At 60.1% G+C, this 9,614-nt stretch carries 9 protein-coding genes; 6 read left to right on the top strand and 3 right to left on the bottom strand.

Annotated features, from left to right (window positions below):
- The 4 genes from AC2FNN_RS20470 to AC2FNN_RS20455 form a co-directional block, all read left to right on the top strand.
- Nucleotides 1-425, top strand: a 425-nt coding sequence (locus tag AC2FNN_RS20470) for a LysE family translocator (RefSeq protein WP_496760271.1), incomplete at its 5' end; no start/stop codon positions are given.
- A gap of 6 nt (nt 426-431) precedes the next feature.
- Entirely contained in the window at nt 432-974 is a 543-nt protein-coding gene (moaB, locus tag AC2FNN_RS20465) for a molybdenum cofactor biosynthesis protein B (protein WP_496760270.1), read from the top strand.
- A gap of 106 nt (nt 975-1,080) precedes the next feature.
- Nucleotides 1,081-2,529, top strand: coding sequence for an efflux RND transporter periplasmic adaptor subunit (locus AC2FNN_RS20460; protein ID WP_496760269.1), 1,449 nt, complete (start codon nt 1,081-1,083; stop codon nt 2,527-2,529).
- A 5-nt stretch (nt 2,530-2,534) separates the two neighbouring features.
- A complete protein-coding gene (locus AC2FNN_RS20455; protein ID WP_496760268.1) occupies nt 2,535-5,936 on the top strand; it encodes an efflux RND transporter permease subunit in 3,402 nt (1,133 codons plus the stop codon).
- Here the strand turns inward: AC2FNN_RS20455 and AC2FNN_RS20450 are convergent.
- Together AC2FNN_RS20450 and AC2FNN_RS20445 are read right to left on the bottom strand one after the other, a co-directional pair.
- A complete protein-coding gene (locus tag AC2FNN_RS20450) occupies nt 5,903-6,352 on the bottom strand; it encodes an NUDIX hydrolase (protein ID WP_496760267.1) in 450 nt (149 codons plus the stop codon). The two genes, AC2FNN_RS20455 and AC2FNN_RS20450, sit on opposite strands and share 34 nt — an antisense overlap.
- Nucleotides 6,353-6,356: 4 nt before the next feature.
- Nucleotides 6,357-7,163, bottom strand: coding sequence for a protein-disulfide reductase DsbD domain-containing protein (locus AC2FNN_RS20445; protein ID WP_496760266.1), 807 nt, complete (start codon nt 7,161-7,163; stop codon nt 6,357-6,359).
- A gap of 151 nt (nt 7,164-7,314) precedes the next feature.
- On the opposite strand from AC2FNN_RS20445, the gene AC2FNN_RS20440 reads away from it, so the two are divergent.
- Entirely contained in the window at nt 7,315-7,869 is a 555-nt protein-coding gene (locus tag AC2FNN_RS20440; RefSeq protein WP_496760265.1) for a YqgE/AlgH family protein, read from the top strand.
- On the opposite strand, the gene AC2FNN_RS20435 is transcribed toward AC2FNN_RS20440, so the two are convergent.
- Nucleotides 7,870-8,820, bottom strand: a complete 951-nt coding sequence (locus tag AC2FNN_RS20435) for an L-threonylcarbamoyladenylate synthase (RefSeq protein ID WP_496760264.1) — start codon at nt 8,818-8,820, stop codon at nt 7,870-7,872.
- 138 nt (nt 8,821-8,958) lie between these two features.
- On the opposite strand from AC2FNN_RS20435, the gene AC2FNN_RS20430 reads away from it, so the two are divergent.
- The coding region (locus tag AC2FNN_RS20430; RefSeq protein ID WP_496760263.1) for an acyl-CoA dehydrogenase family protein at nt 8,959-9,614 on the top strand (656 nt) is incomplete at its 3' end.

The following is a 9,614-nucleotide window of genomic DNA, read 5'->3' as shown; positions in this document are numbered from 1 at the left end:
TGTCGGCGCTGCCCTGGCTTTTTGAAGTGATCCGCTGGATGGGTGCCGTTTACCTGATGTATCTGGCCTGGGGTGCGGTCCGGCATGGCGCTTCGACTGGGGATGCGCCTGTGCGGTCGACGCGCATGGCCTTTCGGGATGGGATGTTGGTCAACCTGACCAATCCCAAGGTCATTCTGTTCGTGCTGGCGTTCATACCGCAATTTGTTGATCCGACCGCGGGATCGGTTCTGGTGCAGTTCCTTATCTTCGGGCTGATCATCGCGTTTGGCGGATTCCTGGTGAACGGGCTGGTCGGGATTTTTGCCGGCGGGGCAGGCAAGGTGCTGATCGGCAACCCGCGCGCCGCGCGTATTATTGGTTGGATCACGGGGGGTATTTTTTCCGCTCTCGCGATCCGGCTTGTCATGATGGAAAGGGCCTGACGCAAGATGTCGCGCATTGACGAAACCAAGGAGTTCATCCCCGTCAGAATTGCCGTTCTGACCGTTTCGGACACCCGATCGATGGACGAAGATCGCTCGGGGCAGACATTGGTGGACCGGATCGAAAAAGCGGGCCATGTGGTTGCGGATCGCCAGATCATCCGGGATGAGCGCGACCAGATCGCCGACCAGTTGCGGGCATGGGTGGCCGATGAGCAGATCGATGTGGTGATCTCGACCGGTGGAACGGGTCTGACCGGGCGCGACGTGACAGTCGAGGCGCATCGGGACGTGTACGAAAAAGAGATCGACGCATTCGGTACTGTCTTCACCATCATTTCGATGGAGAAAGTCGGCACTTCGGCGGTGCAGTCCCGTGCAACCGGGGGCGTTGCGGGGGGCACATACCTTTTTGCATTGCCCGGCAGCCCGGGGGCCTGCAAGGATGCGTGGGACGGTATTTTGGAAAAACAGTTCGATTACCGGCATCGCCCCTGCAATTTTGTGGAAATAATGCCCAGATTGGACGAACATCTGCGACGGAAGTAGACTGGTCGTACGTTCAATTCCGTATAACCGCTTTGTGGCTTGGCATAATTCGTGATCCGGCTACATGTTGTGGACGGCAGCTTGGTGCAACCGGGGTAACTGTTTGATGCGATTTCTACGGCAGAGTCTTGTCGGTATCTTTCTGGCGTTCCTGACGCTTGCTCTGCTGTTTGTTGCTGCGCAGATCATCATGGGTGCCGTTCAGGACGTCCTGACGCGTGAGGACCAGACGCCCGCCGCCCGCGAACGGGTCTTTGCGGTTGCCGTACGTCAGGCCGAAGCGGAAACCGTAATCCCATATCTCGAAGCATTCGGAGAGGTCCAGAGCCGGCGTAGGCTGGAATTGCGCGCGGCACTGGGTGGCCGCGTTGTCGCCCTGGCAGAGGATTTTGTGGATGGCGGAACGGTAACTGCCGGGGAAGTTCTGGTTGAACTGGATCCGGCGGATGCCCAATCCGCGCTGGATCGGGCCAAGTCCGATCTTTTGGACGCACAATTCGAAGAACGTGATGCCGAACGGTCTCTGCTGCTGGCGCAGGACGAATTGAAATCGGCCGAGGCGCAAGCCGAACTGCGGGAACGGGCGCTGCAACGGCAACGCGATCTGGAGTCCCGAGGAGTAGGCGCCACCGCCAGCGTGGAAGAGGCGGAACTGGCGGCTGCTTCGGCACAACAGGCGGTTCTGGCGCGTCGTATCGCGCTTGCACAGGCTGAATCTCGTGTCGATCAGGCCACGACTTTGCAAGCCCGCGCGGTGATCGCCTTGGAGGCGGCGGAACGCGATCTTGGCGATATGACCATTCGGGCCGGATTCAGCGGTACCCTGACCGATGTGACGCTTGTGGAAGGGCGGTTGGTGTCGGCGAATGAAAAACTGGCTGAATTGGTTGATCCAAACGCTCTTGAAGTGGCGTTCCGGGTGTCAACGGCACAATATGTACGTCTGTTGGACGAGAATGACAGGCTGATCAACGCACCGGTCACGGTTTCGCTTGAGGTGACAGGCACCGATCTGACCGCGACAGGGTATATCAGCCGCGACAGCGGTTCTGCGGGCGAGGGTCAGACCGGACGTTTGATTTACGCGCGTCTGCAAGAGGCATCCGGTTTCAAGCCCGAAGATTTCGTCACCGTCTCGGTTCAGGAACAACCGCTTGCCAATGTGTTCCGCTTGCCGTCTTCGGCATTGGACGCATCGGGAACGGTTCTGGTGCTGGGTTCGGATGACCGTCTGGAAAGTTTGCCGGTGCAGCTTGTCCGCAGACAGGGTGACGAGGTTTTGCTGCGGGGCGACGGGTTGGAAGGGCGCGAGGTTGTCATCGGGCGCACGCCGTTGCTTGGATCTGGCGTTCGGGTGCGTCCCTTGCGGCTCGAGGCCGGGGCAGACCCGGGTATGGTCGAACTGTCAGATGCGAAACGCGCCGAACTTGTGGCTCGGGTCGAGGCCAACGAAACCATGCCTCAGGATGAGAAAACTCAGGTTCTCGGTCAGTTGCGGGAAGCACGCGTCCCTTCATCTCTGGTGCGGCGCATTGAAACCAAGGCCGGGGGCTGAGCGTCATGATGCGCGAGATACCTGGCGCAGCGGGTGGCCTTCTCGGCTATTTCACACGGCACCGGACGGTCGCCAATCTGCTGCTGCTGGTGATGCTGGTTTTGGGTGCGGCAGCTATTCCGAACATGCGGGCGCAGTTCTTTCCGGATGTCATTCTGGAACGCGTTGATGTGACCGTCTCGTGGGAAGGTGCAGGCCCCGAGGACATGGATGCCGGTATCGTGCAGTTGTTGGAACCTGCGCTGCTGGCCGTTGAAGGTGTAACCAGTACCGAGGCCAGTTCACACCCAAGTTGGAGCCGCGTCAGACTGGAGTTCGAGCCGAACTGGGACATGTCTCGCGCGGTCGAAGACGTCCGGACCGCGATAGACGGTGTGACGGATCTGCCCGAAGACTCGGAAGAACCTGAGATTCGACGCGGCGCTTGGCGGGATCGGGTGACGGATGTCGTTATCAGTGGCCCCACCGACACCAATCAACTGGCGAAGCTGACGGATGAGTTCATCAACCGGTTGTTCTCGGCAGGGGTTACGCGCACCGAAATCAGGGGAATTGCCGCGCCCCAGATCATTGTCGAGATCACCACGGCGCAATTGATCGCAAATGACATCACCATGGAAGAGATCGCGTCCGCGATTGCGGCCGAGGTCAGCACCGACCCAGCCGGCGAGGTTGAGGGCGCAGGAGCGCGTATCCGAGCCGGAACCGAAAAGCGGACCCCGGAACAGATCGAAGACATCGCGCTGCGGACCTTTGCCAACGGGTCGAAACTGAAAGTCGGTGATATCGCCCGGATTCGGGTCGAAGGTGTCACACGGCATCGCAGTTATTTCGTCGGCGACGATCCGGCCATGTCCATCCGGGTCGACCGGTCAAATCTGGGTGATGCGATAGAGATCCAGCACACGGTTGAAGATGTTGCCCGTGAAATGCAGGCCAGCTTGCCCGAAGGTGTGAAGATTGAGCTGATCCGCACCCGCGCCCAGGCCATAACCGACCGATTGAACATCCTGGTCAACAACGGGTTGATGGGCCTTGGCCTTGTCGTCTGTCTGCTGTTCTTGTTCCTCAACGCGCGCATCGCCTTCTGGGTTGCGGCGGGTATCCCCGTGGCGATGTCGGCCGCAATCGCATTGATGTATCTGGGGGGCTTGTCGCTGAACATGGTCTCGCTGTTCGGCCTGATCATCACGCTGGGCATCGTGGTTGATGACGCCATCGTGGTGGGGGAACACGCGGATTTCCGCGCCCGGCGCTTGGGTGAGCCGCCTGTTGTGGCCGCAGAACGTGCGGCGCTGCGAATGGCTATGCCGGTTCTGGCTGCGACTGTCACCACGGTAATCGCGTTTTTCGGTCTGACCGTGGTGGGCGGGCGTTTCGGAGAATTGATCCGCGACATTCCCTTTACGGTGATCGCCGTTTTGATCGCTTCGCTGGTCGAATGCTTTCTGATCCTTCCTAATCACATGGCACACGCCATCGCGCATTCGGCCAAGCAGCACTGGTATGATTTGCCCAACCGGGTCGTCAATCGTGGTTTCCGTTGGGTTCGGGACCACCTGTTCCGTCCCTTGATCGCCTGGGTGATATGGGCGCGCTACGTGGTTGTGGCGCTGATGATCGCGGTATTGGCCAGCCAGGTTGCACTGTTCATTCGCGGCGACGTGAACTGGCGTTTCTTCAATGCACCCGAACGAAGTTCCGTGACCGGCGGCTTTATCATGCGCGAAGGTTCGACGCGATCAGACACGCTGGAAATGATGCGCCTTCTGCAACAAGCGGTCAATGACCTGGGCCAGATCTACGAAGAACGTCACGGGCGCAATCCGATCGACTATGTCCTGGCCGAGGTTGGCGGCAATGCAGGCCGACAACTGGCTGCTGCGGATGGTAAGGATGGCAGTTTGTTGGGTGGTATCTCGATCGAACTCATCGATGCCGATCTGCGCTCTTATTCGAGTTTCGAATTCGTCGGAGAGTTGCAGGAATTCGCGCCGCGCCATCCCAAGCTCGAAGTGATCAGCTTCCGGGGGTGGCGCTCTGGCCCGGGTGGCGACGCCATCGACGTGCAGTTTTTCGGCTCTGACGTGAGCGTTCTCAAGGCCGCGTCCGAAGACTTGCAGGCCGAGCTGTCGAAATTCCCCGAAGTCTCGGCGCTGGAAGACAACCTGGCTTATGACAAGGAAGAGTTCATCTTGGACCTGACTGCACAGGGAGAGGCGCTGGGTTTCCGGATTGAAACGCTTGGTCGCGCCCTGCGCAACCGCCTGAACGGTATCGAAGCGGCAACTTTCCCGGACGGGCCACGCAGTGCCGAGATCCGTGTGGAACTGCCTGAAGGCGAACTGACGGCAGATTTCCTCGAGCGTACGCTCATGCGGTCTCCTGACGGGGTTTACGTACCGCTGGCCGACATCGTTTCGGTCGAACGTGAATCCGGTTTCTCGACGGTTCGGCGCGAAAACGGCTTAAGAGTTGTTTCGGTCTATGGCGATATCTCGGAAGATGATCCGGCACGCGCGGCTGAAATCGAACGGGCGATGCAGGAAGAAATCCTGCCGAATATCGCTGCCGAACGGCAAGTCGAGTGGCGCATGTCGGGCCTGAGCGAACAGGAAAATGAATTCCTTGCCGAAGCCCGCACCGGTTTAATCCTGTGCCTGACAGGTATCTACCTTGTTCTGGCCTGGGTGTTCGCCAGCTGGACACGGCCAGTGGTTGTCATGGCAATCATACCCTTTGGCCTCGTTGGTGCGATCTGGGGTCACTACATCTGGGATGTGCCGCTCAGCATGTTCACGGTGGTCGGATTGCTGGGCATGACGGGGATCATCATCAACGACTCGATCGTTCTGGTGACGACGATAGATGCGTATCAAAAAGACCGTGGTCTGGTTCCGTCCATTGTCGAAGGTACCGCAGACAGGTTGCGCCCCGTGATGCTGACCACTTTGACCACGGTTCTTGGACTTGCACCGTTGCTTTACGAAGGCTCGCAACAGGCGCAATTCCTCAAGCCGACGGTGATCACGCTGGTTTACGGGCTTGGGTTCGGGATGTTGCTGGTTCTGATCCTGGTGCCTGCCCTGCTGGCGATCCTCAATGACGTGGCGCGCCCGATGACAGCCATGCGCCGTGCCGCGCGGGCACCCGACAGGGTGGTTCGCGGGGCGCTGGCGGCGACCGGGGCCGCATTGGCTGTTTGGTTCGGCCTGACGATGATTTGGCCCGCGGTTACAGGCGCACCGCTTGGCGTGCTGCAAGGCCTCTATGCGGGTGGAGATGGCATTGCAGTGCTGCGAATGGGGTTGGGCGCATTTCTGGCCGGGGCAATTCTGATCGTGGTCCTGAGCGTGGCCCTGTCAGGTTTGCTTTATGGGCGCCTGACAAGATCGGCCGATGCCTGATCCGTGCGGATCGCGTGTTCCAAAAGGTCGATGACGCGCGCGCTCATCGGCAGGTCGCCCCGGCGTATCTGCTCGATGGCAAACCAACGGGCATCCAGCGCGTCGTCACCAGCCTGTGGTGTGCCGGACTGATAGCGGCAGGCAACGCCGACCAACAGGTAATGGGACAAAACTTGCCCCGCCTTGTCGTGACGCAGCAGATCCAGGTTTCTCAGGTAATGTGACGGTTCCGCAATCACCGAGGTTTCTTCCCGCAACTCGCGCTGCGCCGCCTGCAGAACGGTTTCACCCCACTCTACGTGGCCGCCGGGAAACCCCCACAGCCCTTTGTCCGGCTGTTTGCTGCGCTGAACCAGAAGAACCTTGTCCTGATGTAGAACAACCGCCAACGCGCCGATCTTGGGGGATTGGCTCATGCATTCAGCCCGCGCTACAGCCCAGAATATCGACGGCGTGATCGGACCCCAGAACAGTGATCCTGATCTCGGATCGGTCCAGTGCAAAAGGTGCACCTGACGCGTGTATGATTTCCGCTTCGGCCACCAATGTATCCCCCTGCCTTCGAGATACAGGTTGCGAGGCCCAAAGCGAAGGATTGCCAGGTTCGATAACGGCGATTTCACGGCCACCCGCTGACGGCATTGTCATCCGCGCCTCGATCCGCATCCCATCTTTCGTGGGCGTCAGATTGCATGTGGTCTTGGCGACACGGGCTTCGCGCGCGGAATAGGGCCTTTGCGCCATCGCTGCGGCAATCGCCGGGTTGCGATCAGCTTCGGCGTCCAGCGTGTGGTCGAAATCCAGGCGTTCCGGGATGCACACGTCTTTGCAGACCCCCAGATCCATCCTGCCTTTCAGGCGGACCGGTTTTGCCGGGTTGCGCGGAGTGACCTTGATGGGCAGGACCAACTGGTTTTCATAGCCAATCGATTGCAGGCCATTCTGGTCAAAGATTTCGGGCGAGGGCCAGATGATTTCCACCTGGCCGACATTGCTGGATCGCTTCCAGTCGAACTCGGGCGGGATGCCGGAATCTCCTGGCGCGCGCCAATAGGTCTTCCAGCCATCCTTGAGCGTCAGTTTCAACGCGGACATATAGGTGCCGTTGGCCGTCCGACCACCGTCCAGAACATCCAGCTGAACCACATCGTCCAAGCCTTGCGCGGCAACTGGAACGGACAGGCTCAGACAAACGAGCGCGGCGACGGCGGTGGGTTTGATCGGCATCTTCATACCCCATAAATGCGCGTCGTCGGCGCGGATTCCAAGTCACGATCCGGTCACCGCGTCGAAATCCGTCGAAATACGGGCTGGTCTCTTGCAAACTGGGGTGCGGCAGGGCCATTGTTGACGTGAACTGACAAAGAGATGACGGCCCATGGACCTGACCGGAAAACTGTTGATTGCGATGCCCGGAATGGGCGATCCGCGATTCGACCATTCGGTGGTGTATATGTGCAGCCATGGCGACGATGGCGCCATGGGATTGATCGTGAACAAGCCTTCGGATCTGCGAATCAAGACGCTGCTGGGGCAACTGAACATCGCCTGCCGTGTCCCGGTGATCGGAGAGCGCCTTGTGCATTTCGGCGGCCCGGTCGAGATGTCGCGCGGATTTGTCCTGCACAGCGCCGATTACGAGGCCAATCTGCATTCGATGCATATTTCCGCGGATTTCAGCATGACGGCGACGCTGGATGTGCTTGAAGATCTGGCCTCTGGCAGCGGACCGCTGAATTCGATGCTGACGCTGGGCTATTCCGGCTGGGGGCCGGGTCAGCTTGAGGACGAAATTGCGATGAACGGCTGGCTGACCACCGAAGCGTCGACGAAACTTGTCTTCGACGTGCCTGATGACGAAAAATGGGAAGCTGCCTTGGCGACGCTCGGGGTGGACCCTCTGACGTTGTCCGCCAGCGCAGGCCGGGCCTGATCAGCTGTCGCGTGGCGCAGCGGCGCGGCGCAGCCTGTCGTTGATTGCAGCCCCCAATCCGGTGTTCGGGATCGGAGAAACGGCAATTGGTCGGCCGGTCTCGTTCAACCTGTGAAGGGCTGCAAAGAGGTTCGCTGCCGCCTCGGTCAGACGTCCATCGACAGACAGGTTCAGGTCGCAATCCACCGCTCCAAAGCCCAGCAGAACCTCATCCCCGTGACGTGCTGTGGCGTTCAGGCGGACTGGGGCGTCGGGCGCATAATGCGACTGCAACTGCCCCGGAGCGGTGAGCAGATCACCGGATTGATGTAGGTGCAGGCGCATGTTCAGCACGCTTTCGATCCGGTCCAACGCAACGCCACCCGGACGCAGCAATGTGGGCTTTCCGGCCAGACCGACAATGGTGGATTCCAGACCCACCGCACAGGGGCCGTCGTCCAGAACAGCCGCGATCCGTCCGCCAAGACCGGACCACACATGAGCCGCCGTCGTGGGGCTGATCTGACCCGAGGGATTAGCCGAGGGGGCCGCGACCGGCCCGTCAAAGTCGGCCAGCAGCGCACGCGCCGTCGGATGCGCAGGCACCCGCACGGCCAGAGTGTCCAGCCCGGCGGTCACCAGCGAGGAAACCCCGTGCCCTTCGCGCAAAGGCAAAACCAGGGTCAGAGGGCCGGGCCAGAAGGCTTGTGCCAGCTGCTCGGCCAGATCCGACCATTGCACAAAGCGCTGGGCTGCTTCGACCGAGGCGACATGGGCGATCAGCGGGTTGAAGCTGGGCCGTCCCTTGGCCTCGTAAATCGATGCGACGGCCTGTCCGTTGCGGGCGTCGCCGCCAAGGCCATAGACCGTTTCGGTCGGAAAAGCGACCAGAAGACCCTGGCGCAAAAAATCGGCAGCCTGGGCGATGCCGCCGGGATCTGCCGTCAATTCCTGTGTGCCGGATGAGATCATATCTGATGACGCCGCGTTTTGGTTGCCTGGAACTTGAGGTAAGGTACGTAATCGGTTCAGGCCCACACGCTTACCGGCGCTTGCATTTGATTCCAAGCCCGCCGATGTATTCTGATCCGTTAGACCCCGAGAGAAATCATGCCCTATCGCGCCCCAATCTCAGATTATCAATTTCTGCTGGACCATGTCGTCGGGTTCGACAAGGTCGCCGCCACCGAGACTTTTGCAGATGCCAGCGCTGATGTCGTCACTGCCATCCTGACCGAAGCGGCCAAGATGAGCGAAGAGGTTCTGGCCCCGTTGCAGCGTGCCGGTGATCTGGAACCGGCGCGGCTTGAGAATGGCGTGCTGCGCAGCTCTCCGGGTTATGTCGATGGCTGGAAGGCGATTGCCGAAGGCGGGTGGATCGGGATCAGCGCTGATCCCCAATATGGCGGGATGGGCCTGCCGATGACTGTCACCACTGCCGTGAACGAGATGATGAGCGCCGCCTGCCTGTCGCTGCAACTTGCTCCGCTGATGGCGCAGGGCCAGATCGAGGCGTTGGAACATCACGCCAGCGACGAATTGAAGTCGCTGTATCTGCCCAAAATGATTTCGGGTGAGTGGTCTGCCACCATGAACCTGACCGAAGCTCAGGCCGGATCGGATGTGGGGGCGCTGACCTCGAAGGCCGAGCCAAATGGCGATGGCACATACTCGGTAACCGGGCAGAAGATCTTCATCTCCTGGGGCGACAACGACTTTGCCGAAAATGTCTGCCATCTGGTTCTGGCCCGTCTGCCGGACGGTGT

It is taken from the genome of Ruegeria sp. BHSA118, from assembly GCF_059613405.1.
This window is presented reverse-complemented; position numbering and strand designations above follow the sequence as displayed.

Coding starts and splice junctions, on each gene's coding strand:
- AC2FNN_RS20435 (WP_496760264.1), bottom strand. CDS start 8,820: ATGATCTCATCCGGCACACAGGAATTGACGGCAGATCCCGGCGGCATC.
- AC2FNN_RS20450 (WP_496760267.1), bottom strand. CDS start 6,352: ATGAGCCAATCCCCCAAGATCGGCGCGTTGGCGGTTGTTCTACATCAG.
- AC2FNN_RS20460 (WP_496760269.1), top strand. CDS start 1,081: ATGCGATTTCTACGGCAGAGTCTTGTCGGTATCTTTCTGGCGTTCCTG.
- AC2FNN_RS20455 (WP_496760268.1), top strand. CDS start 2,535: ATGATGCGCGAGATACCTGGCGCAGCGGGTGGCCTTCTCGGCTATTTC.
- moaB (WP_496760270.1), top strand. CDS start 432: ATGTCGCGCATTGACGAAACCAAGGAGTTCATCCCCGTCAGAATTGCC.
- AC2FNN_RS20440 (WP_496760265.1), top strand. CDS start 7,315: ATGGACCTGACCGGAAAACTGTTGATTGCGATGCCCGGAATGGGCGAT.
- AC2FNN_RS20445 (WP_496760266.1), bottom strand. CDS start 7,163: ATGCCGATCAAACCCACCGCCGTCGCCGCGCTCGTTTGTCTGAGCCTG.